This window comes from Nocardioides sp. 503 (assembly GCF_004522095.1).
In the GTDB taxonomy this organism is placed as follows: domain Bacteria; phylum Actinomycetota; class Actinomycetes; order Propionibacteriales; family Nocardioidaceae; genus Nocardioides.
On the sequence record NZ_SPUI01000003.1, the window covers coordinates 1,217,417 to 1,239,753 of the forward strand.

Here is a 22,337-nt window from a genome sequence, read left to right on the forward strand (position 1 = left end):
CCTGACGTGCCGGACTCCCCGAGTCGATCAGTCGAGTTCTTTGCGCAGGTGGACGTCGCCGACGCCGGCGCCGGCGGCGACGAAGGTCCGGCGGGCGCTCTCGGCGTGGCCGTAGACGCGCAGGTGGACGTCGCGGACGCCGACCTCGTGGGCGTGGCGACGCAGGGCGCCGAGGAACGACTTGGTGAGGCCCTGGCCGCGGTGCTCGGGGAAGAGGTCGATCGAGTGGCCGAGGAAGTCGAGCGCGCCGTCGCGCTCGACGAAGGTGCCCCAGGCGCGGCCCACCGGAGTGCCGTCGACCTCGGCGACCATGAGCATCTCGTCCTCCGGCGGGGGATCGAGGGACACGCGGGCGAGGCGCTCCTCGAGCTCCTCGTTGCGTCCCGCAGCAGGGGACACCACGCCGGCGCGCTCCATGCCGTCGGTGAGCAGGCCGCGGACGTCGACGACGTACCGCTCGCGCTCTTCGCGCGTCATCGGCCGTACGGCGACGCGCCGGTCCTCCTGGAGCTCGGGCGCGGAGCCGGGGTCGAGGCGCTTGCCGATGCCGGTCATCGTGGCGAGGAAGCCGGCGGCCGTGAAGACGCGGGCGAGCTCGGGAGCCACCCCGACGACGAGCACGGCCGCGCCGAGGCCACGCCCGTGCGCCTCCAGCGCGGCGACGGCCGCGGCCCAGTGCTCGTCGGCGTCGCGGGGGAGGGTCGTCTGCAGGACGCGAACCGAGCAGCGGGTGCCGCCGACGTCGGGGGTGAGTTCCAGCAGGGCGCCGCCGACGGCGACCCCCTCGACCTCGAGGGTCACCGCCTCCTGCGTGCCGTCCCGAGCAGGCTCGGGCAGCGGCGAGCCGTCCGCGGCCCGGGCCTCACGCCAGGCGGCGAGCTCGGGCCCGGGCATCGCCAGCACCCGGGCGCGGCTCACCGGAGCTTCTTGGTGCCCGACGTGGAGCCCTGGACGCGCTTGCTGGGCAGCAGCTGGGCGCGGTAGGTGGTGCTGGCCGCGCCGTTGGTGTCCTTGACGGTGACGGTACGACGACCCCGGCCGTCGAGCACGACAGTCTTGACGGCCTTCCACTTGCGGCCGACCTTCGTGAAGAGACGCACCCTCTCGCCGGCCACCGAGGCCGGGCCGGTGACGACCAGACGGTCGGGCTTCGCACCCTTACTGGAGCCGGTGAGCTTGATCTTGGCCGTCCCCTTCTTGCCGGAGCCGAACCTCACCGTGGCGGTCCCGGTCTCCTTCGCGGCCTTCGCCTCGGCGCGCAGCGCGCCGATCTCGCTGGCGGCGACGGGCTCGACGGCGTCGGCCACCGTGACGGTGAAGGTGCCGGCCTCGCTCGTGGTCGCGGAGCCGGTCAGCTTGCGGGCACCGCCGAGGAGGATCCCGGCGTCGGCGTCCTTGCCGGGGACCATCTCGACGCCGCGGACATAGTTGAGCGCGATCGCGCGACCGGCGACCGGCCACTCGCCGACGCGCAGGCTGCCGGCGTAGGCGACCTGTCCACCGGTGGCAGCCGTGCCGGCGCCTGGGCTGAGCCGGAGCGTCGAGTCGCCCGCCACGATCGTGTGGCGCCGGAAGTCCTCGAGGTCGTCGCCGTCGGTGTGTTGCAGGGTCAGGGCGCCGTCGGAGGCGGCGGCGGGGTTGAAGGGCACCACCGCCCGGCCCGACGCGTTGGTCGAGACCGTCGTGTCGCCCGGGGCCTGGCCGCCGGTCGGGTAGAGCCGGTACTCCAGGTCGCGCACGCCCGGGAACGGCTCGCCCTCCTGGTCGACGACCTGGAGCGCGATGTCGCCGGCGGCGTACTCCTGGTCGTCGAAGACCTTGCCGTCGGCCAGGAGCAGCTCGACCCCGGCCGCCTCGGGCGTGTAGGCGGGCGTCTCGTAGTTCTCGAGCGCGCGGTCGGTGCTCGCCTCGTACTCGTCGACGTCGGTGGTGTTGACGTAGTAGGTCGCCGTCGTGCTGTTGGGCTGGACGTGCCGGATCCGCCCCGCGCCGTCGGTGTAGCCCACGAGCGAGCCGTCGCCGAGGCGGACCTCGGCCCCAGCGACGCCGTAGCCCTGCACGTCGGTGACGGAGAGGGTGATGCTGGTGCCCTCCGAGGTCGTGACCGTCTTGTTGGAAAGCACGCCGAGGGACTGGATGGTCTGCTCGTAGAGCACCCCGGTGTCGACCTCGTCGCTGCTCCCTCCGCCGGCCAGGGCCGCCCGGACCGCGACGCGGTCACCGATCGTGGCGTCGAACGCCGACAGCTCGACGGCCGCGTCGAACCGACCGCCGTCGACGTAGGTGAAGTTGTTGACCGCCGAGACCTTGAGGTCCGCGGGTGACACGGCGGCGTCGGTCAGGCCGTGGAAGGTCCCGTCGTCCTGGCGCCACTGCGACAGCTCCACCTGCCCGCTCGTGGCCGTCGTGTTGCCCGTCAGGCCGACGAGCTGCTGGGTGCGCTGCGAGGAGTCGTAGGGCTGCGTGAAGACGCCGCCGCTGAACCCGGTGAAGGACACGCTGTCCGCCGGCGAGGCCTCACCGGTGACCGCGACGTCGTGACGGGTGGAGTACGTCGGGTCCTGGCCCGGCAGCGTCGACACCACGCGCACCGAGACCCGCTTGCCGACGAGGTCGCCGGCGTTGACGAGACCGCCGTTCCACGACGTGACGAGGAAGTCGCCCTCGTCCTGCACGTTGTTCTGGCCGATGTCGGTCCACCCCGCAGCCGCGTCGCCGGCCTGGGGGTCGGCGTTGGCCTCGAAGGTGATCACCGCACCGGGGTCGAGGCGGGCGGCGACGAGCCGGATCGGGTACGTCGCCGAGATCTCGCTGTCGGTCTTGGTCGAGGCGATGCCGCTGCTCAGGCTGACCAGCACCGCCGCGGGGCCGCTCGGGTCCGCGTGGGCCGTCGGGGCCGTCGCCAGACCCGTGATCGTGAGCGCGGCGACCGCGCTCGCTGCCAGTCCCTGACGCAACCCCGTGTGTGACATGGCGTGACCATATGGCCGCATCCGCACCGTTGACTGGGTTTTGGCGCAATCTGGTGGTCCCGGCGGGCCGGGCACTGCGTGCCCACCGCGGCGGGGAAGCGGTCCTGGCCGCTAGCGTGGACGGACCGAGCCGACGACGAGGGCGGGGGACCGACGGATGGGCGGACAGCACTCGCACGCGCGGCACGCCGCTCCCGGCGAGACCCGGACCCCGCTGGTCGCCTGGCTGGTGATCGTGCCGATCGCGCTGCTCACGCTGGGTGCGATGGCCTGGCTGTGGCCCTCCGACGACGCCGTGCCCGAGCAGCAGCAGGCGTCGGCGGACCAGTACGCCGGGACCGTGGTGTCGCTGCAGCGCGAGGACTGCACCGAGCGGCTCGAGGACGACGTCAACGGGTGCGGCAGCGCCGTCGTCCGGCTGGAGCAAGAGGTCGACGGCGCCCGGGACGTGACAGTGCCCTTGCCCAACGGCGCCGGGGCGCCGGAGGTGGCCGACGGCGACGACGTCGTGCTGGTGGCGGTCGAGGCGCCCGACGGAGCGACGTACACGATCGTCGACCACCAGCGCGGTCGTGGACTGTGGGTGCTGGCGGCGGCGTTCGCCCTGGCGCTGGTGGCCTTCGGCCGGTGGCGCGGCCTGATGGCGCTCGCCGGGCTGGGCGTGACGTTCGGGCTGCTGCTGCTCTTCGTCGTCCCGGCGATCCTGGCCGGCGAGCCGCCGCTCCTGGTGGCCATCGTCGGCTCGGCGGCGGTCATGCTCACGGTGCTCTACCTGACCCACGGGCCCGGGCTGTCCACGACGGTCGCGCTGCTCGGGACCCTCGCGAGCCTGACGCTGACCGGCCTGCTGTCGTGGCTCGCGGTCGCCGGCCTGCACCTCACCGGGATCACCGACGACATCTCCGGGTCGGTGGCGATGACCCAGGGGGTGGACACCCGCGGCCTGCTCCTGGCCGGCATCGTCATCGGCTCGCTGGGCGTGCTCGACGACGTCACGGTCACCCAGTCCGTCACGGTGACCGAGCTGGCCCGCGCCAACCCGTCGTACGGCGCCCGCCAGCTCTACCGCGCGGCGAGCCGCGTCGGCCGCTCCCACATCGCGTCGGTGGTCAACACGATCATCCTGGCGTACGCCGGCTCGTCGCTGCCGCTGCTCATCCTGATCGTCGCCGCGGACGACTCCCCCGGCGGCGTGCTGACCGACCAGGTCATCGCCCAGGAGATCGTCCGCAGCGCGGTCGCGACCATCGGCCTGATCGCCGCCGTCCCGATCACCACCGGGCTGGCCGCCCTCGGCTTCCGCCGCAAGCAGCCAGCCCCCACGGCCGGATAGTCCCTCACAGATTCGTGGTCTTCCGGCCTCCGGGACCACGAATTCGTGAGGGACTATCGCGACGAACCGCCCGCCCTACCGCTTGGCGCGCTTGACGACGACGACGCGCACGGGCGAGGCCGACGCCTTGGTGGTGCGGCTGCCGGCGTAGGACGCGACCAGCTTGTGCTTGCCGGGCTTGAGCTTCAGCTTCAGCACGAGCTTGCCCTTGACCACCACCGTCCGCACGACCTTGCGGCCGTCGCGGATCACGACGGTCCCGGAGGTCACGCCGGTCAGCCGGATCTTCAGCGTGACCTTCTTCCCGGCCTTGACGCTGCGCGGCGCCGTCATCGTCAGCTGTGTCGCGGTCGCCGCGGGAGGCGTCACGACCACCGGCACCTGCACGCGGAAGGTGCGCGTCGCCGGGCTGGCGTCGACGTTGCCCGCCGCGTCCACCGCGCGGAACGCCACGGTGTGCGCCCCGTCAGTCAGCGAGCCGAACGTCGCCGGGCTGGTGCACGCCGCCCACGCCTGCGCGTCCACCCGGCACTGCACCGAGGCGGTGTCGCCGGCGCTGCCGGCGAAGGCGAACGTCGCGGAGCGGGTGGTCAGGACCGACCCGTCCGCGGGGCCGGAGCTCACGACCGTGTCGGGGGCGACCGTGTCGACGGTGAACCTGCGGACCGCCGGCGTGGCGTCGGCGTTGCCGGCCGCGTCCTGGGCCCGGAAGCGCACCGTGTGCTCGCCCTCGGACAGCCCGGCGAACGTCGCCGGGCTGGTGCACGCGGCCCAGTCGCCGTCGTCGAGGCGGCACTGGAGCTTGGCGGTGTCACCGACGGTGCCGGAGAAGCCGAACGTCGCCGACGCGGTCGTCAGCACCGCGCCGTCGGCCGGGCCGGAGTCGACCGTGGTCTCGGGCGCGCCCGTGTCGACGGTGAACGTCCGCACCGCAGGCGTGGCGTCGACGTTGCCGGCGGCGTCCCGAGCCCGGAAGCGCACGGTGTGCTCGCCCTGGGCCAGGTCGTCGAGCACGAGCGGGCTGGTGCAGCTCGCCCACTCGCCCTCGTCGACCCGGCACTGGAGCGTGTCGGTGTCGCCGGCGGTGCCGGAGAAGCCGAACGTCGCCGACGAGGTCGTCACCACCGCGCCGTCGGCCGGACCGGAGTCGACCGTCGTGTCCGGCGCGGTCGTGTCCACGGTGAACGTCCGGACCGCAGGCGTCGCGTCGGCGTTGCCCACGGCGTCCTGCGCCCGGAAGCGCACGGTGTGCTCGCCGTCGGCCAGGCCGGTGAGGGCCAGCGGGCTGGTGCAGTCGGCCCACTCGCCGTCGTCGACCCGGCACTCGAAGGCGTCGGTGTCGCCCGCGCTGCCGGAGAAGACGTACGTCGCCGCGCCGGTCGCCAGGGTCGCCCCGTCGGCCGGCCCGGAGTCGACGGTCGTGTCCGGTGCGGTGGTGTCGACGGTGAACGACCGCGTCGCGGGCGTCGTGTCGGCGTTGCCGGCCGCATCGACCGCGCGGAAGCGCACGGTGTGCGCGCCGTCGGCCAGGCCGGTGAGGGCCAGCGGGCTGGTGCACTCGGTCCACTCGCCGTCGTCGACCCGGCACTGCAGCAGCGCCGTCTCGCCCTCGGTCCCGGAGAAGCCGAACGTCGCCGTGCCGGTCGTCAGCACCGCACCCTCGGCCGGACCGGAGTCGACCGTCGTGTCGGGCGCGACCGTGTCGACGGTGAACGTCCGCGAGGCGGGCGTGGCGTCCTCGTTGCCGGCGGCGTCCCGGGCGCGGAAGCGCACGGTGTGCTCGCCGTCGTCTAGTCCGGTCAGGGCCAGCGGGCTGGTGCAGTCGGCCCACTCGCCGTCGTCGACCCGGCACTGGAAGGCGTCGGTGTCGCCGGCGGTGCCGGAGAAGCCGAACGTCGCCGCGCCGGTCGTCAGCGTCGCACCGTCGGCCGGACCGGAGTCGATCCTCGTCTCGGGTGCCACCGTGTCGACGGCGAACGTCCGCACCACGGGCGTCGCGTCGGCGTTGCCGGCCGCATCCACCGCGCGGAAGCGCACGGTGTGCTCGCCCTCGGCCAGCTCGGTGAGCGCCAGCGGGCTGGCGCAGGCGGCCCAGTCGCCGTCGTCGACCCGGCACTGGAAGGCGTCGGTGTCGCCGACGGTGCCGGAGAAGGCGAACGTGGCCGCGTCGGTCGCCAGCACGGCGCCCTCGACCGGGCCGGAGTCCACGCTCGTGTCCGGAGCGGCGGTGTCCACGCGGAACGTCCGCACCGCGGGCGTCGCGTCGGCGTTGCCCACGCGGTCCCGCGCCCGGAAGGCCACCGTGTGGTCGCCGTCGCCCAGGCCGGTGAAGGTGGCGGGGCTGGTGCAGTCCGCCCACTCGCCCGCGTCGACGCGGCACTCGAGCTTCGCGGTGTCACCCGCGGTGCCGGAGAAGCCGAACGTCGCCTCGTCGGTCGCGAGCCTGGCGCCCTCGGCCGGGCCGGAGTCGATGGTCGTGTCCGGCGCGGTGGTGTCGACGGTGACGGTCCGGCTCGCCGGCGTCGCGTCGGCGTTGCCGGCGGCGTCCTGCGCGCGGAACAGCACGGTGTGCTCGCCCTCGCTCAAGCCGGTCAGGACCAGCGGGCTGGTGCAGTCGGCCCACGCGCCGGCGTCGACGCGGCACTGGAGCTTGGCGGTGTCGCCGGCGGTGCCGGAGAAGGTGTACGTCGCCGCGCCGGTCGCGATGGCCGCGCCGTCGGCGGGACCGGAGTCGACCGTGGTCTCGGGTGCGACGGTGTCGACGCGGAACGAGCGGACGACCGGGGAGGCGTCGGTGTTGCCGACCGCGTCCTGGGCGCGGAAGCGCACGGTGTGCGCGCCCTCACCGAGGCCGGTCAGGGCCAGGGGGCTGGTGCAGTCGGCCCACGCAGCGTCGTCCAGCTGGCACTGGAGCTTCGCCGTGCCGCCGGCCGTGCCCCGGAAGGTGAAGGTCGTGGTCGTCGTCGCGATCGTGGCGCCCTCGGCGACCCCGGTGTCGAGGAAGGTGTTGGGGGCCGTGGTGTCCACGCGGAACGTGCGCGTCGCCTCGGTCGGGTCCTCGACGCCGCCCTCGCCGATGGCGTAGACGCGGAAGGTGTGCGAGCCCTGGCTCAGACCGGTGAAGGTCTTGGGGTTGGTGCACACCGCCCAGGGGCGCGAATCGATCTGGCAGCCGAACGAGCGGGCGGCCCCGGCCGGGACGCTCGCGAACGTGAAGGTCGCCGTGGTGCTGGTGATCGTCGAGCCCTCGGCGGGCCCGGTCACGATCTGGGTGTCGGGCTCGGGGATGCGCTCGAGGGTGCCGTCCGCGACGGCGGTGCCGGCGCGGGGGACGACGACCGCGGTGGCGGCCGCGAACGTGGCGGCGTCGGAGTAGAACTCGTCGGCGTAGGGGCCGGCGTTGCGGCAGTTGCGGTAGCCGACGACGTACGTGCCGGGCACGACGTCACGGAAGCGGTAGGTGCCGCCGCTGCCGGTCACGACCGGGTCCTGGACGCGGGTCTGGTTCTGGTTCCACAGGTCCACGCAGATGTTGGGCAGCACGGCGCCGGCGTCGTTCTTGACCGTGCCGGAGACGTGCCCGCCGATGACCATGCTGGCGTCGATGACGGTGGGGCGCCCGGTGGTCACCGTGAAGGTGTCGGCCGTGGCCGCGGTCTTGCTGTCGTACCACTCCTGGATCGGGTAGCCCAGGCCGCAGTCGAGGAACTCGATGATGTAGGTCTCGGGGATGACCTCGACGGAGTAGCGGCCGTCGCCGTCGGTGCGGACCTGCCACGCCTGGTTCTGCCCGGCGACGGACGGGGTCACGCAGATGTTGGCGAGCGGGTCGCCCTGGTCGTCGGTGACCCGGCCGGTGATGATCGCCGGGTCGGAGGGCAGCGAGACCTGCGCGTCGATGTCCCTGGTCCGGGTGCCCGCGACGACCGTGACGTCCTTGGCGAGGGCGTAGGTGGCGACGTCGTCGTAGAACTCGGGGAAGGCGCCGGAGCCGCAGTCGCCGAAGCCGACGCGGTAGGAGCCGGGCGCCAGCCCGTAGATCCGGTAGTCACCGGCGTAGTCGGTCACTGCGCGGCCGACCGAGGTGCCCTCGGCGGAGTAGGCGTCGGCGCAGACGTCGGCGAGCCCGTTGCTGTTGCGGTCGACGACCCGCCCGGAGAGGGATCCCGCCGAGCCGGCCGCGGCGAGCTGGCCGTCGATGCCGGTGGTCTGGGCGTCGGCGCGCACGCGGACGGCGGTCGCGTCGTCGTAGGTGGTCACGTCGTTGAAGAACTCGGTCACGAAGGCACCGGTGCCGCAGTCGCTGAAGCGCACCCGGTAGTCGCCGACGGGCAGGTCCGGCAGCGTGTAGTAGCCGGTCCCGTCCGTGACCGCCTGCTTCGCGGACTGGCCCTCGGTGGCGTAGGCGTCGACGCAGATCCCGGTGAGCGGCTCGGCGGCGCTGTCGGTGGCCTGGCCCCTGATGGCGCCGGTGGGCGGACCGGAGGCGGCCACGGTGAGGGTGAACTGCCCACCGGTGCCGTCGTAGGCGTCGAGCGCGATCCGGTACGTCGTGCCCGCGGCCGCCTCGAACGAGGCGGCTCCCTGGAGCCCCCCGTCGCCGTCATCGGCGGCGGCGACCGAGCTCAGGTCACCGACCGCCGGCCCGGTGTAGACCCCGACGACCGTGTCGAAGCCGGTGCCGGCGGGGTCGACCGAGACGAAGCCGTCGGCCGCGGCGGTCCAGGAGTACCAGACGGAGGCGCCGCCCGGGGCGCCGGCGTGCGACGGCTCGTTGGGCTCCTTGGTCGCGTCGCTGCTGTCACCGGTCACGGTGGCGGGCAGGTCGCCGAGGACCTGGGCGGCGGCGAAGTCGTCGTTGGTGGGGGCGGCCGCAGCAGCGGCGGCTGAGGCCGGGGCGGGCACGGCGGCGAGGCCGGCGATGCCGAGCAGGGGGCCGAGGGCCAGGGCGACCAGGCGGCCGCGGGCGCCAGGGCGCGCGAGTACACGGGTGGAGCGGTGGGGGAGCATGCAACGGACCGTAGTTAAGCAAGGCTCTTCGCGTGGCGCGAACGCCGAGACTGGCCGAGACCGGTCACCCGGCTGGCCGAGATCGGCCATCCGGGAGACGCCGCGGACGGATAGTCCCTCACAAAATCGTGGTGATCCGCCCTCAGCGACCACGAATTCGTTAGGGACTACCCCTCCGCAGCAGCCCGCGGTCCTCGAGCGCGGCCCGCAGTCCGGCGCCGTCGGGAGCCCACACCGCCGGCGTGCCACCCTCGGTCGCGGCGTCGGTCAGGGCGTCGGGGCCGGTGGGCAGGCCGTGGTGCGCGAGCTGCTCGCCGACGCTCAGCTGGCGGATCGCGATCGCACGCACCCGGTCGGGGTGGGCCTGCGCCGCCTCGGCGTAGATGGTGGGGTCGTGCTGGCCGTCGTCGCCGACGAGCAGCCACCGCACCTGCGGCAGGTCGGCGAAGAGCCGCTCGAGCTGCGCGTGCTTGTGGGCCCGGCCGGAGCGGAACCAGCCCTCGGCCGTCGGCCCCCAGTCGGTCAGCAGCAGCGGACCGGGCGGGTAGCCGTTGCGGTCGAGGAAGTCGCCGAGCGCCCCGGCGGTGTTCCACGCGCCGGTGGAGAGGTAGACGACGGCGGCGTCGGGGTGCGCGGCCAGGACGTCGGCGTACAGCGCCGCCATGCCCGGCACGGGCCGGCGCGCGCTCTCGTGCACGAGGAAGGCGTTGCGGAAGGCGAGCAGCGGCTTCGGGAGCATCGTCACGATCACGGTGTCGTCGACGTCGCTGAGGATCCCGTACGTCGTGCCGTCGCCGACGATCCGCACCGGTGCGGTGACCGGCGGGGTGTCGCCGACGGACAGCTCGACGCTGCCCCATCCCGGCGGCAGGTCGCAGGGCAGCCGGACGTCGACGTAGCCGTCGCGACCGCTGGTCACCACGTGCGTCGCCTCGCCGACCTGCACCGTCACCTCGATGCCGTCCGCCGACACGCTGGTGAACCGCCGCCACCCGCGCCGCTCGGGGCGGGCCTCGCGCGGCGTGCGCGGCGGCGCGAGCAGCACCCGGGCCAGGACCCGCACCCAGCCGGCTCCGCCGTAGCCCACGTACGGCGTGAGGTGCGGCGTCCAGCCGCGCGCCACGAGCCGGGCCTCCAGGAGGCCGTGCAGCCGGTCCTCGATCCGGGCGGCGTGGTGGGTCGGGCTCATGCCCCGGAACCTACCGCCGTGTGCGGCCGCCGAGGTCTGCCGCTACGCGTCGCCGCCGGACGGCGGCGGCCGCAGCGACGCCGGGTTGAACACCGCCCAGACGCGCCGTCGCAGCGGCACGTCGGCGGCGAGGCCCGAGCGGCGGTCGCGCACGAGCGCCCAGAACGCCGCCGCGTCGGCGGCGGCCGGCTCGTCGGCGCCGTAGATGCGGGCGTCCGCCTCGGCGGCGAGGGTCAGCAGCGATCCGACGTCCCGGTCGCCGGCCACGCCGTCGTCGGGGTGCGCCACCGCCCGCGCCTCGGCGGGCCGGGTGAGGCCGCCGGGCACGGGCGTGCCGAGGTCGCGGGCCCGGTCGACCAGCTCGAGCCACGCGCCGGCGTAGCGCGCGGTGACCCGGCGCGCGGCCAGGCGTCGGCGGCGGCGCACGAGCTTCGCGAGGGGGATGGCGGCGACGAGCAGCACGAGCAGCAGCAGCACGACCAGGCGCCACGGCACCCCGGGGGAGGAGTCGCCCGCGGAGTCCTCCGCCTCCTCGTCCGCCGGCGGCTCCTCGGCCTCCGGCTCCTCGCCCACCTCGGGGGTGGGCGGCTCGAACGGCGGGAAGGTCCGTGGCTCCGGGCCCTCCAGGCCGCCCCGCTCGGGGGGCTTGCGTCCCATGAAGGTCTCGGTCGGCAGGGTGCGCCAGGAGCCGTCCTCGATCCGCACCTCCACCCACGCCTGCACGTCCTTGCCGCGCACGGTGCCCGACCTGGGCACGACGGCGCCGACGACCACCCGGGCCGGGATCCCCAGGCGGGTGGCCATCAACGCCATCGTGGCGGCGTACTGCTCGTCGTCGCCGGCCGTCGGGTCCCCGAGCACGAAGCCGTCCCCGAGGCGCTGCTCGCTGTGACCGGGGCGGAAGCCCGACTCCCACGGCTCCGAGCCGGAGCTGTAGCGCCCGACCTCCTTGAGCCGGGCGGCCACCTGGAAGAGCGCCTGCATCGGGTACTTCGCACCCGCGGCCCACGCCTCGACGGCGGGCTGTAGGAACGCCGCCTGGTCGTAGAGCTCGGTGTCGAGCCGGTCCGAGGGCGACATGCGCTGCTTGAGCAGGCCGCCGGTCAGGGCGGTCGTGAACAGGTAGGCGTCGCCCTTCTCCAGCCGGTCGTCCATGACCGCGGTCTGCGTGGCCGGGTTGTAGCGCAGGTGCGACTGCGCGTCCGGGCGCGCCGACCCCAGGAACTGGAAGGACCGCAGCGCCCCCACCGTGGGCACCCACGGGTCGGTGTACTTCTTGGTCGGCCGGACGGTGATCCTGCGCTCCTTGCCGGAGGACGGGTTCTCGATCGTCGTCGAGAGCCGCAGGAAGCGGTCGTCCTGCCGCGTGGGGTCGGTGTCGTTGTCGGCGCGCCAGCTGGAGCCGTCGTAGGTGTCGAGGGTGGCCAGCCGGAGCCGGGCACCGGTGGGGGCGCCCTCGACGGTGAAGAGCTTGGTCTCGAAGACGTTGCCGTCGGGCCTGCGCTCCTGGCGTGTGAAGTCGCGGAACTCGTCGAGCGGCGTCGAGAGCTGCTCCACCTCGTACGGCGCCAGCGTGCGGCTGAGCAGCAGCCGGTCGCCCGAGCCTCCCGTGCTGGCCAGCAGCCCGGCGATGAGGGCCACGACCACGACCAGCGCCACGCTGCCCACGAGCCGCCAGGCCCGGGCCGGGTCGCGACCGTGGGCGGCCTCGTCGATGCGCAGCCCGCGCAGGCGCATCCACAGCATCGCGAGGGTGCCGTAGCCGACCCCCTGCAGCAGCACCGAGACCGGCTCGGGCTGCGCCAGCATCAGGACCGCGCCGAGCACGAGCGTCGGCGGCACCAGCGGCAGCGCCGCGCGGGTGCTGCGCATGGCCAGGGCCGCGCCGATGCCGGCGGAGACGAGGCCGAGGAGCACCGGCGCGATCAGGACCGCGCCCGAGGCGTCGATCCGGGGATGGGTGCCGAGCAGGACCGTCCAGCCCTCGGAGTTGGCCCGGACCCCGGCTTCCAACGTCCGTAGGCCGTCGAGGCGAGGGGTGCCCTCGACGATCGGCCCGGACACCAGGTAGTAGCCGACGAGCAGCGCCAAGGTCACGAGCTCCACGCCGCCGTGGGCGGAGACGACGAGCACCGCGACCAGGATCCCGACCAGGGCGGCCAGCCCACCGGCCACCCACCAGCCGGGACCGTTGAAGGTCGACTCCCACCCGACGAGCGCGATCGCCGTGAGGGCGAAGACCAGCACCAGGTCCCAGACGTGGAAGGACTTCACCACCGGCTCGCGAGGAGGGCGCCGCGGCCGCGGTGCTGGGCGCAGGTGCGGCGTCAGGTCGGGGGCGCTCACTGGACGATCCCCCGGACGTGGCCCGCCAGCAGTCCCGGCAGCCGCTCGAGCTCGGTGACGGTGACCAGCTGCGGGCCCTGCGCGCCGACCGCGTCGGGGTCGGCCTGCCGGTCGGCGCGGAAGCCCAGGAAGCGCACGTCGTCGGCGAAGGCCGCGCGCACCTCGGGCAGCAGCCCGGTGTCGAGCTGACCGCCGGACACGACGATCAGCTGGCTGGCGTCGGGCGCCAGGTGGGCGGCCGTGCGGGCGGCGACGACCAGGTCGCCCGCGGCCAGCTCGGAGAAGCAGAACGCGTCGAGGACGTGGTGGGCGGCGCCGGAGAGCTGCTGGGGCCCGCACACCAGGCTCAGGTCGAACTCGTCCAGGGCCACCCGCATGACCACCGACGCGGCGATCTGCAGCGCCAGCTCGAAGTCCTCGGGGTCGGCGTAGGCCGCGCGGGTGTCGTCGACGAGGACGACGACGTGGCTGCGGCGGGTGTCGTGGTACTGGCGCACGTAGAGGCGCCCGGCCCGCGCGGAGGAGCGCCAGTGGACGTGGCGCAGGTCGTCGCCGCGCACGTACTCGCGCAGCGCGTGGAAGGCCAGGTCGCTCATCGACACCTGGTCGCTGGGCGTGCCCTCGAGGTCCTTGACCGACCCGGGCCCGAGCCCCTCGACCGACACCATGCGCGGGCGCACGAGCAGCTCGGCGGACTCCGACCAGGCGGCCTGGCGCTGGAAGAACCCCAGCGGGTCCGTACGGCGCGCGCCGGCGGGCCCGACGCGGAGCACCCCACGGCGTACGGCGGGCACCTCGAACTGCTCGACCTCCGTCTGGTTGCGGCGCAGCACCGGCATCCGCACGTGCACGCGCTGCGCGCCGCGGCGGTCGTCGCGCGCGGCGTCCAGCGGCACGCTGACCAGCGGGTGGTAGAGCGGCGTGAGCCGCAGGTTGGTGACCCGGAGCTCGCCGAGCCCGGTCTCCCCGGCGACGGTGTGCGCCGGGCGCAGCTCGAGCCGGGCCCGCACGCGGGTGGGCAGCGCGAACAGCAGCAGCGCGACGAGCACCAGCAGCCCACACATCACCGAGATCAGGTGGAACTCCTCGTAGCCGGCCTGCGAGGCGATCACCGTGCTCACCACCCCGAGCACGATCACGGCGCGGCCGGCGGGGGTGATGCTCGCCAGCGCGAGGCGCGCCAGGCGGCGCAGGTCGGGCACGGTCGCCCGGGTCAGCCGCGGGCGCGGTCGAGGGGCGGCGGCACCGAGGACAGCAGCTCGGCGATCACCTCGGCGATCGTGACGCCGCTGAACTGCGCCTGCGGGTCGAGCAGGAGGCGGTGGCACAGCACCGGCTCGGCGAGGGTGTTGACGTCCTCGGGGACGACCGCCGTACGGCCGTCGGCGGCGGCCCAGGTCTTGACCACCCGCACCAGGGCCAGGCAGCCACGGGCGGACAGGCCCATGCGGACGTGGCGCAGGTCGCGCGAGGCCTCGGCGAGCTGGCGGATGTAGGTGACCAGCGAGCGGTCGATGTGCACCTGGGCGGCCAGCGCCGACATCTCGGCGATGACGGCGGTCGTCGCGATCGGCTTCACGAGCTCGGCGCGGTCGCGGATGTGGGAGGAGAGCAGCAGCTCCTCGGTCGACTCGGCGTCGGGGTAGCCGACCGAGCTCTTCATCAGGAAGCGGTCGAGCTGGGCCTCGGGGAGCCGGTAGGTGCCGGCCTGCTCGATGGGGTTCTGGGTGGCGATCACCATGAAGGGCCGGGGCACGTCGTGCGTGACGCCGTCGACGGTCACGTGCCCCTCCTCCATGACCTCCAGCAGCGCGGACTGCGTCTTGGGCGAGGCCCGGTTGATCTCGTCGGCCAGCACGATGTCGTGGAAGATCGGCCCGGGGTGGAACTCGAAGGTGCCCTTCTGCTGGTCGTAGACGGTCACGCCGGTCACGTCGGTGGGCAGCAGGTCGGGCGTGAACTGGATCCGCGCGTGCCGGCCCTCGACGGTGTTGGCCAGCGCGCGCGCCAGCATCGTCTTGCCGGTGCCGGGCAGGTCCTCGAGGAGCAGGTGGCCCTCGGACAGCAGGCACGTCAGCGACAGCCGCACCACGTGGTCCTTGCCCAGCAGCGCCTGCCCCATGTTGTCCACCATGTCGGTGAACCCCGAGCGGAACCACTGCGCCTGCTCGGTGCTCAACGTCATGGCCGGAGGCTACCCGTGGGCGCCGGTGCGTGCGGGAGTTGCGCCGCAACCGTCTCGAAACCCGCGCCGGCTCGTTGGTTGAGAAGGTTGCGCAGCAACCCTCTCGGGAGGCTGCCCGTCGTGGGTTGAGGAGGTTGCGCAGCAACCGTCTCGAAACCTGGTGAGTGGGGCGGCGGCGTTGGGGTGGGGTCGCGGGGTTTCGAGACAGGCGCTGCGCGCCTTCCTCAACCTCCGGGGGTGGTCGTCGTTGGTTGAGGAGGTTGCGCAGCAACCGTCTCGAAACCTGGTGAGTGGGGCGGCGGCGCTGGGTGGGGTCGCGGGGTTTCGAGACAGGCGCTGCGCGCCTTCCTCAACCTCCGGGGGTGGTCGTCGTTGGTTGAGGAGGTTGCGCAGCAACCGTCTCGAAACCTGGTGAGTGGGGCGATGGCGCTGGGTGGGGTCGCGGAGTTTCGAGACAGGCGCTGCGCGCCTTCCTCAACCCACGGCGGGGGCGCTGCGACGGGGGCTCCGTACGCTGGAGGCGTGCGCGCCTACCTCTCCCCCCGGATGATCGGCGCGCACCTGCTCGCGCTGGTCTGCGTGGGCGTGGCGTGCGGCCTGGGCGTCTGGCAGTACGGCGCGTGGCAGGCCCACCGCGAGTCCGAGGCCGTCGACCTGACGCAGCTGGAGCCGCTCCCGCTCGCCGACGTGATGGGCAGCGACGACCCGTTCCCGGGCGACAAGGTCGGGCAGCCCGTGGAGGTCTCGGGCACCTGGTTGCCCGACTCCACGGTCTTCGTCGAGGGCCGCGAGGTCGACGGCGTGTCCGGCTTCTGGGTCGTGACGCCGCTGGCGGTCGGGGCCGCGGACGGGCCCGCGCTGCCCGTCGTACGCGGCTGGACCGAGCGCGTCGAGGACGCCCCGGCCGCGCCCTCGGGCACCGCCGAGGTGGTCGCCTGGCTGCAGCCGACCGAGGGCACCGGGCAGGCCGACGACGACCCGAGCGACGACGTGCTCCCGCAGCTGCGCACCGCCGACCTCGTGCAGCACGTCGACCAGGACCTCTACGGCGCCTACGGCGTGGCCACCGAGCCACTGGGCGGTCTGCAGGCCGCCACCCTGGAGCAGCTGCCCTCGCCCGGTCGGTTCACGGCGCTGCGCAACTTCCTCTACGCGCTGGAGTGGTGGGTCTTCGGCGGGTTCGCGGCCTTCATCTGGTGGCGGTTCGTGCGCGAGGAGCGCGTGCCCCCGGAGCCTGTGACCCAGGACGACCGGGTACGTTCGGAGGCGTGAACGGCACCCTGACCCGCTACCGCGTGATGGCCACGATCGTGGGTGTCCTGCTGATCGTGCTGATCCTGGTCGGGATGCCGCTGAAGTACCTCCTCGAGGAAGGCTCCGGCGGCCAGGAGGCCGGCGAGTGGATCACCACCAACCTCGGCGTGGCCCACGGCTGGCTCTACATGATCTTCCTGGTGACGGCGTTCCTGCTGTCCCGCAAGGCCGGCTGGGAGCTGGGGTTCACCGTGGTCACGCTGCTGTGCGGCACCGTGCCGGTGCTGAGCTTCTGGGCCGAGCACCGCGCCACCGCGCGGGTGCGCGCCGAGCACGGCGACGAGCTCGCGCCCAGCGCGGCCTAGCCCCATGCCCTCGGCCGGCGACGGCGTGACGACCGCCTTCGTCCTCGGCGGCGGTGGGGTCCTCGGCGCGGTCGAGGTCGGGATGCTCCGCGCGCTCTTCGAGCGCGACGTGGTGCCGGACCTGGTGCTCGGCACGAGCGTCGGCGCGCTCAACGGCGCGCTGGTGGCCCAGGACCCCACCGCGGCGGTGGTCCCGCGGCTGCTGGAGCTGTGGCGCGGGGCGAGCGAGTCGGGGCGCGAGGTCTACGGCGACAGGCCGCTGCGCACCGTGCGCCGCGCGGTCTCGACCGGCACGCACATCTACTCCTCCGGGCCCCTGACCCAGCGGCTGCGCGAGGAGCTCGGCGACGTCACCTTCGAGGAGCTGCCGGTGCGCTTCCAGGTGGTCGCGGCCAGCATCGAGCGGGCCGCCGAGCACTGGTTCACGACCGGCCCGGTGGTGGACGCGGTGATCGCGAGCGCCGCCGTACCCGGGCTGCTGCCGCCGGCCAAGGTGGGCGAGGAGCACTACCTCGACGGCGGCATCGTCAACTCCATCCCGCTGGGCCGGGCCGTCCAGCTCGGCGCGACCCGCGTCTTCGTCCTGCAGGTGGGCCGCATCGACCGGCCGCTCAGCGTGCCCAAGCGGCCGTGGGAGGTGGCGCGGGTGTCCTTCGAGATCGCCCGCCGGCACCGCTTCGCCCGCGAGCTGGCCGAGCTGCCCGACGGCGTGGACTGCCACGTCCTGCCCGCGCGCGGCACGTCGGCGCGCGACGACACCCTCTTCGGCACCCGCGACTTCCGCACGGTCGAGGAGCGCATCGACCGCACCTACGACGCCGGGCTCGCCTACCTCGACGAGCACCTGTGACGCGACTGCTGCGCCGGGTCGTCGTCGCCCCCGCCGTGGTGGGGCTCGCCGGCGTGCTGTGGCTGACGCTGCCGCTGTGGCTGGTCGGCGCCGCCGCCCTCTCACCGCTGCTGCCGGGGCGGTGGCGGGCGCTGCGGCTGGCGTGGGTCGTGCTGGTCTACCTCACGATCGAGGCCCTCATGCTGCTGGTGCTGCTCGGGCTGTGGCTGGCCAGCGGGTTCGGGCGCCGCATCCGCTCGCCGTACTTCGAGGGCATCCACTACGACCTGGTGCAGGGCGTGATGTGGGTGTTCTTCCGCGAGGCCAGGCGGGTGCTCAAGCTGACGATCGAGACCGACGGCCCCGACCCCGACGCCCACCCGGGCCGGCCGCTGCTCGTCGCCTGCCGGCACGCCGGGCCGGGCGACTCGTTCACGCTGGTCCACGCCCTCATGCACTGGTACTCCCGGGAGCCGCGCGTCGTCCTCAAGGACACCCTCGCGTGGGACCCGATGATCGACGTCGTGCTGCGCCGGATCCCCGCGCGCTTCATCTCGCCGCACCCCGCGGCGGGGGAGGACCTCGAGAGCCAGATCGCGGCGCTGGCCACGGACCTCGACGAGAACGACGCCTTCGTGATCTTCCCCGAGGGCGGCAACTTCACCCCGGCCCGGCGCCAGCGCGCGATCGACAAGCTGCGCAAGCTGGGTCTGGAGCGGATGGCCGAGCGCGCCGAGGCGATGACCAACGTCCTCGCGCCGCGCCCCGGCGGCTTCATCGCCGCCCTCGACGCGGCCCCCGAGGCCGACGTCGTGCTGGTCGCTCACACGGGGCTCGACCACCTGCTCACCGTCGGGGACCTCTGGCGCGAGCTGCCGATGGACAAGCGGATCGTCATGCGCTGGTGGACGGTGCCGCGCGACGAGATCCCCGAGGGGCGCGAGGAGCGCATCGACTGGCTCTTCGGCTGGTGGGAGCGCATCGACGCCTGGATCGACGAGCACAGCGCCAAGGACACCGACCCGCGCCGCAAATGACGCTGACCCGCCCGAAAAGTTTCGGGCGGGTCAGCGGTGGAGCGGGTCGTCAGGTCAGGACTTGGGGTCCTCTACCTCGACGACCTCGGCCGGCTCGTCCGGCGTGGTGACGGGGTGCGGGGTCTCGGCCAGGTCGGCCAGGGCCTCGTCGGGCGAGGAGCCGCCCGGGTCGTCGGTCGGCGGGACGGTCGCGGTGTCGGTCGGCGCGGGCGCCGGCGTCGGAGCCGGGCTCGGGACGTACGACGACTGCCAGTTGTCGGCGGCCGCGTCGCCGCCCTGCAGCTTCTTGGCCACGAACGCGACCACACCGGCGATGCCGGCGAACAGCAGGAACTTCTTGAGCTTCCCGCCCTTCTTCGGCTCGGGCTCGCCCTTGAGGCGGGCGACCTTCGCGTCGGCCACGGACTTGGCGGAGGCCGCCTTCTCGGTGGCGAGCGCGGCACCGGTGGCCAGCAGCGGGGCTGCCTTGTCACGCGCGTCGCTCGCGGCCGCAGTGGCCTTGGTGCGGGCGTCGGCGATCACCGGGGCGGCCTTGTCGCGGGCGTCGGCCAGCACGGGGGCGGCCTTGTCCTTGGCGTCGAGGAGCGCCGGCACGGCGGTGTCCTGCACGAACTCGCGCGCCGACTCGTAGGCCGCCTCGACGTGGGGCTTCGCTGCCTCGACGTACTCGCTGGCCTGGTCCATCAACGTCTTCTTCTTGCGCAGTCCCATCAAGCGCTCCTTCTGTGGGGTCCTTCCATCCCACCATGCCCGTGGTGAGCAGGCCACCCCCAGGGGGGTGACCTGCGCGCCCCCGCCTTGCGACCCGTGCGAGGATCGATCCCGCAAACCGGCGCGGCAGCACAGGCGCCGGACATCCCAGGCGAAAGGCAGTCATGGCGGAGCAGCAGGCCATCCTCAAGACCAACAAGGGCGACATCACCGTCAACCTGTTCGGCAACCACGCCCCCGAGACGGTCGACAACTTCGTCGGCCTCGCGACCGGCGAGAAGTCCTACGACGCGGGCAACGGCCGCACGGGCAAGTTCTACGACGGACTGGGCTTCCACCGGGTCATCGAGGGCTTCATGATTCAGGGCGGCTGCCCCCTCGGCACCGGCACCGGCGGCCCCGGCTACACGTTCAAGGACGAGATCCACCCCGAGCTCGTCTTCGACAAGCCCTACCTGCTCGCGATGGCCAACGCCGGACCGGGCACCAACGGCTCGCAGTTCTTCATCACCCTCGGCGCCACGCCGTGGCTCAACCGCAAGCACACCATCTTCGGCGAGGTGGCCGACCAGGCCTCCCGCGAGGTCGTCGACGCCATCGGCTCGGCCCCGACCGGTGCCGGCGACCGTCCGCAGGACGACGTCGTGATCGAGTCGGTCGAGGTCGTGGCTTCCTGAGCGACCACCCTGCTCCCGTCCCCGGGGTGCCGGTCACCACGTGCTACCGGCACCCCGGGCGGGAGTCGTACGTCCGCTGCCAGCGCTGCGGCAAGGTCATCTGCCCCGACTGCATGCGCCAGGCCTCGGTGGGCTTCCAGTGCCCCGACTGCGTGGCCGAGGGTGCCAAGACGATGCGCACCGCCCGCACGGCGTACGGCGGCATCCGGCCCAGCAACCCGGGCGCGACGACGATCGCGCTGATCGGCATCAACGTCGCGGTCTGGTTCGCGATCGTCGCGACCGGCTGGAAGACCAGCCAGCTCATCGACCGGCTGGCGCTGACCCCGGTGGGGACCTGCTTCACCTCGGACCTCAACAACTACTTCCCGAACCTCACCGAGGCCACCTGCGTGGCGCCCGGGCAGGAGTTCGTCCCCGGCGTCGCCGACGGCTCCTACTGGCAGCTCGCGACCAGCATGTTCGCCCACGTCGAGATCTGGCACATCGCGTTCAACATGTTCGCCCTCTACGCGCTCGGGCCGCAGCTCGAGCTCATCCTGGGCCGCGCCCGCTTCCTGGCGCTCTACCTGCTCTCCGGCCTGGCCGGCTCCACCGCGGTCTACTGGCTGGCGGCGGAGCGCGGCGCCACCCTCGGCGCCTCGGGTGCGGTCTTCGGGCTGATGGGCGCGCTGCTCGTCGTGGCCTTCAAGGTGGGCGGCAACGTCCAGTCGGTCCTCACCTGGATCGGCATCAACGTCGTGATCACCGTCGTCGGCGCGCAGTTCATCTCCTGGCAGGCCCACCTCGGCGGCCTGGTCGGCGGCATCGTCATCGCGGCCGCCCTGGTCTACGCCCCGCGCCGCAACCGCACGCAGTTCCAGGTCGGCATCCTGGTCTTCCTGGCCGCGGCCCTGGCGCTGGCCGTCATCGCCCGCTCCGCCGTCCTCACCGGCTGAGCCGCCCCGGTCGCGAGTCCACAGGTTCCTCCACAGATGTGGAGAACCACACGCGTGTAACTCCTCCACACCTGTGGACTTTCCTGTGGAGAACTCTGCTCCACGCCCCGAAACGCCGCTGACCCGCCCGAAAGTTCCGGGCGGGTCAGCGGGGGGTCAGCTCATTCCCAGCGCGTGGCGTAGGTGAAGCCCACGGCCATGAAGGCGATGCCGACGAACAGGTTCTTCTGGCCGAGGTCGTTGAAGACCCAGATGCGCGACGGGTCGTCGCTGATGACGTAGAAGGTGCAGATCCACAGCAGCCCGAGGATGAAGCAGCCGAGCATGCCGACGACGACGCCCCGGCCGCGGCCCAGCGGCGTGGACGGGTGGGCGGCCAGGGCCAGGCCCAGGAACAGCGCGCCGAAGCCGATCAGGTAGTTCCAGTCCTTGAGGTCGGCCATGAACTTCGGGTTGCCGGCCTTGGGCGTGGGGAGGACGCTCGGGTCGGGGCGCACGGCGAAGTAGTAGAAGACGATCCAGGCGATGCCGAGCACGACCAGCAGCAGGGAGACCACGGAGCGTGGCGTCAGCAGCTTGCCCCCCGGCTCCGCGAAGGGATCGTTGGCCTTGAGCTTGGACACGGTTCTGCTCCTCGTCGCGGTGGCGCCGCCGCGACGTCTCGCCGCGGGTCGCGGGATACCTTAGTCGGCATGACGTCCGGTTCCCACGCGAGCCCCTCGGGGCCACCGCCGGAGCGTCCGCGCCGCAAGCGCGGCGCCTGGCGCATCGGGACGCCGGTCGTGCTGCTGCTCAGCGGCTCGCTGTTCGCGATCAGCGCCTACAACAGCGAGGGCACCGACCTGCGCCCCGGTCGCTACTCCGACCTCGCCGGCCTGGTGGACACCGAGGCGGAGAAGTACGACCAGCTCAAGGGCCGCCTCGACGACCTCACCGAGGACGTCAACACGCTCACCGCCGGCGTCAAGGACCGCAAGGTCAACAAGCTGCGCCGCCGGGTGGAGGACCTCCGCGACCCCGCCGGCCTCGAGCCGCGCCGCGGGCCCGGCGTCACCGTGACCCTCTCGGACGCCCCCGAGGACGTCATCAACTCCACGACCCGCAAGCTCTCGCTGCTCGTCGTGCACCAGCAGGACATCCAGGCCGTCGTCAACGCCATGTGGCGCGGTGGCGCCAGCGCGGTGACCATCCAGGGCCAGCGCGTCGTCAGCACCACCGGCATCAAGTGCCACGGCAACGCCGTGCTCCTGCAGGGCATCCCCTACGCCCAGCCCTACGTCATCCAGGCCGTCGGCGACCCCGACACCCTGGGCGACGCGGTCATCGACGACGAGGACGTCGACTACTACCTCCAGCGCGCCCAGCTGCCGGACATCTCCGTCGGCTGGGACCTCGAGGCCGAGGACGACGTCGAGGCGCCGGCGTACGACGGGCTGCTCGACGTCCAGCACGCCGAGGTGCTCCGCAAGCAGGGATAGGTCCGGGGGGTTT

Annotated in this window: 17 protein-coding genes; 8 read left to right on the forward strand and 9 right to left on the reverse strand. The window is 73.4% G+C overall.

All coding sequences use genetic code 11. From position 1 onward, the window contains the following. Window positions 1-27: 27 nt before the first annotated feature. The gene (locus E4622_RS22815) at window positions 28-918 is read right to left on the reverse strand and encodes a GNAT family N-acetyltransferase (RefSeq protein ID WP_167736068.1); all 891 of its coding nucleotides are present in this window, start codon (window positions 916-918) and stop codon (window positions 28-30) included. Further along, a complete protein-coding gene (locus E4622_RS12960) occupies window positions 915-2,972 on the reverse strand; it encodes a hypothetical protein (protein ID WP_134740567.1) in 2,058 nt (685 codons plus the stop codon). The genes E4622_RS22815 and E4622_RS12960 overlap by 4 nt, the downstream gene beginning before the upstream one ends. 157 nt (window positions 2,973-3,129) lie before the next feature. Here E4622_RS12960 and E4622_RS12965 point away from each other — a divergent pair, with 157 nt between their 5' ends. Beyond that, on the forward strand, window positions 3,130-4,305 hold the full coding sequence (locus tag E4622_RS12965) for a YibE/F family protein (protein ID WP_134740568.1): 1,176 nt from the start codon (window positions 3,130-3,132) through the stop codon (window positions 4,303-4,305). Between the two features lie 75 nt (window positions 4,306-4,380). Here E4622_RS12965 and E4622_RS12970 read toward each other — a convergent pair whose 3' ends face one another. The 5 genes from E4622_RS12970 to E4622_RS12990 all read right to left on the reverse strand — a co-directional run bounded on the left by E4622_RS12970 (window position 4,381) and on the right by E4622_RS12990 (window position 15,035). Then, the gene (locus tag E4622_RS12970) at window positions 4,381-9,315 is read right to left on the reverse strand and encodes a carboxypeptidase regulatory-like domain-containing protein (RefSeq protein ID WP_134740569.1); all 4,935 of its coding nucleotides are present in this window, start codon (window positions 9,313-9,315) and stop codon (window positions 4,381-4,383) included. 160 nt (window positions 9,316-9,475) lie between these two features. Beyond that, a complete protein-coding gene (locus tag E4622_RS12975) occupies window positions 9,476-10,504 on the reverse strand; it encodes a phosphatase domain-containing protein (RefSeq protein ID WP_134740570.1) in 1,029 nt (342 codons plus the stop codon). A gap of 42 nt (window positions 10,505-10,546) precedes the next feature. After that, window positions 10,547-12,850, reverse strand: coding sequence for a transglutaminase domain-containing protein (locus tag E4622_RS12980; protein WP_134740571.1), 2,304 nt, complete (start codon window positions 12,848-12,850; stop codon window positions 10,547-10,549). Continuing rightward, window positions 12,847-14,052, reverse strand: coding sequence for a DUF58 domain-containing protein (locus E4622_RS12985; RefSeq protein WP_134740572.1), 1,206 nt, complete (start codon window positions 14,050-14,052; stop codon window positions 12,847-12,849). Before E4622_RS12985 ends, E4622_RS12980 begins: the two co-directional genes overlap by 4 nt. 11 nt (window positions 14,053-14,063) lie before the next feature. Beyond that, window positions 14,064-15,035: a MoxR family ATPase gene (locus tag E4622_RS12990; protein ID WP_134740573.1), complete on the reverse strand. Its 972-nt coding sequence runs from the start codon at window positions 15,033-15,035 to the stop codon at window positions 14,064-14,066. Window positions 15,036-15,557: 522 nt separating this feature from the next. Between E4622_RS12990 and E4622_RS12995 the strand changes: the two genes are divergently transcribed. The 4 genes from E4622_RS12995 to E4622_RS13010 are packed head-to-tail and all read left to right on the forward strand — an operon-like array spanning window position 15,558 to window position 18,520. Further along, complete coding sequence (locus E4622_RS12995; protein ID WP_167736069.1) at window positions 15,558-16,307, forward strand: SURF1 family protein; 750 nt, start codon at window positions 15,558-15,560, stop codon at window positions 16,305-16,307. Next, window positions 16,304-16,654, forward strand: coding sequence for a DUF3817 domain-containing protein (locus E4622_RS13000; RefSeq protein WP_134740575.1), 351 nt, complete (start codon window positions 16,304-16,306; stop codon window positions 16,652-16,654). Before E4622_RS12995 ends, E4622_RS13000 begins: the two co-directional genes overlap by 4 nt. 4 nt (window positions 16,655-16,658) lie before the next feature. Continuing rightward, window positions 16,659-17,504, forward strand: a complete 846-nt coding sequence (locus tag E4622_RS13005) for a patatin-like phospholipase family protein (protein ID WP_134740576.1) — start codon at window positions 16,659-16,661, stop codon at window positions 17,502-17,504. Continuing rightward, on the forward strand, window positions 17,501-18,520 hold the full coding sequence (locus E4622_RS13010; protein ID WP_134740577.1) for a lysophospholipid acyltransferase family protein: 1,020 nt from the start codon (window positions 17,501-17,503) through the stop codon (window positions 18,518-18,520). The genes E4622_RS13005 and E4622_RS13010 overlap by 4 nt, the downstream gene beginning before the upstream one ends. Window positions 18,521-18,574: 54 nt before the next feature. Here the strand turns inward: E4622_RS13010 and E4622_RS13015 are convergent, their stop codons facing one another. Continuing rightward, window positions 18,575-19,231, reverse strand: a complete 657-nt coding sequence (locus E4622_RS13015; protein WP_134740578.1) for a DLW-39 family protein — start codon at window positions 19,229-19,231, stop codon at window positions 18,575-18,577. Window positions 19,232-19,395: 164 nt separating this feature from the next. Here E4622_RS13015 and E4622_RS13020 point away from each other — a divergent pair, with 164 nt between their 5' ends. Beyond that, window positions 19,396-19,908 (forward strand): peptidylprolyl isomerase, encoded by a 513-nt coding sequence (locus E4622_RS13020; protein ID WP_134740579.1) that lies wholly within the window; start codon window positions 19,396-19,398, stop codon window positions 19,906-19,908. A 26-nt stretch (window positions 19,909-19,934) separates the two neighbouring features. Further along, window positions 19,935-20,846, forward strand: coding sequence for a rhomboid family intramembrane serine protease (locus E4622_RS13025; RefSeq protein ID WP_245156002.1), 912 nt, complete (start codon window positions 19,935-19,937; stop codon window positions 20,844-20,846). Window positions 20,847-21,007: 161 nt separating this feature from the next. Here E4622_RS13025 and E4622_RS13030 read toward each other — a convergent pair whose 3' ends face one another. Further along, complete coding sequence (locus E4622_RS13030) at window positions 21,008-21,469, reverse strand: cell division protein CrgA (RefSeq protein WP_134740580.1); 462 nt, start codon at window positions 21,467-21,469, stop codon at window positions 21,008-21,010. Window positions 21,470-21,538: 69 nt separating this feature from the next. Here E4622_RS13030 and E4622_RS13035 point away from each other — a divergent pair, with 69 nt between their 5' ends. Beyond that, entirely contained in the window at window positions 21,539-22,324 is a 786-nt protein-coding gene (locus E4622_RS13035; protein WP_134740581.1) for a DUF881 domain-containing protein, read from the forward strand. The last annotated feature ends 13 nt before the right edge of the window (window positions 22,325-22,337 follow it).

Bases quoted from the DNA above. Each gene is read 5' to 3' on its own strand.
- E4622_RS13035 (WP_134740581.1), top strand. From the start codon at position 21,539: ATGACGTCCGGTTCCCACGCGAGCCCCTCGGGGCCACCGCCGGAGCGT.
- E4622_RS12975 (WP_134740570.1), bottom strand. From the start codon at position 10,504: ATGAGCCCGACCCACCACGCCGCCCGGATCGAGGACCGGCTGCACGGC.
- E4622_RS13015 (WP_134740578.1), bottom strand. From the start codon at position 19,231: ATGGGACTGCGCAAGAAGAAGACGTTGATGGACCAGGCCAGCGAGTAC.
- E4622_RS13020 (WP_134740579.1), top strand. From the start codon at position 19,396: ATGGCGGAGCAGCAGGCCATCCTCAAGACCAACAAGGGCGACATCACC.
- E4622_RS12970 (WP_134740569.1), bottom strand. From the start codon at position 9,315: ATGCTCCCCCACCGCTCCACCCGTGTACTCGCGCGCCCTGGCGCCCGC.
- E4622_RS12960 (WP_134740567.1), bottom strand. From the start codon at position 2,972: ATGTCACACACGGGGTTGCGTCAGGGACTGGCAGCGAGCGCGGTCGCC.
- E4622_RS12990 (WP_134740573.1), bottom strand. From the start codon at position 15,035: ATGACGTTGAGCACCGAGCAGGCGCAGTGGTTCCGCTCGGGGTTCACC.
- E4622_RS13005 (WP_134740576.1), top strand. From the start codon at position 16,659: ATGCCCTCGGCCGGCGACGGCGTGACGACCGCCTTCGTCCTCGGCGGC.
- E4622_RS12965 (WP_134740568.1), top strand. From the start codon at position 3,130: ATGGGCGGACAGCACTCGCACGCGCGGCACGCCGCTCCCGGCGAGACC.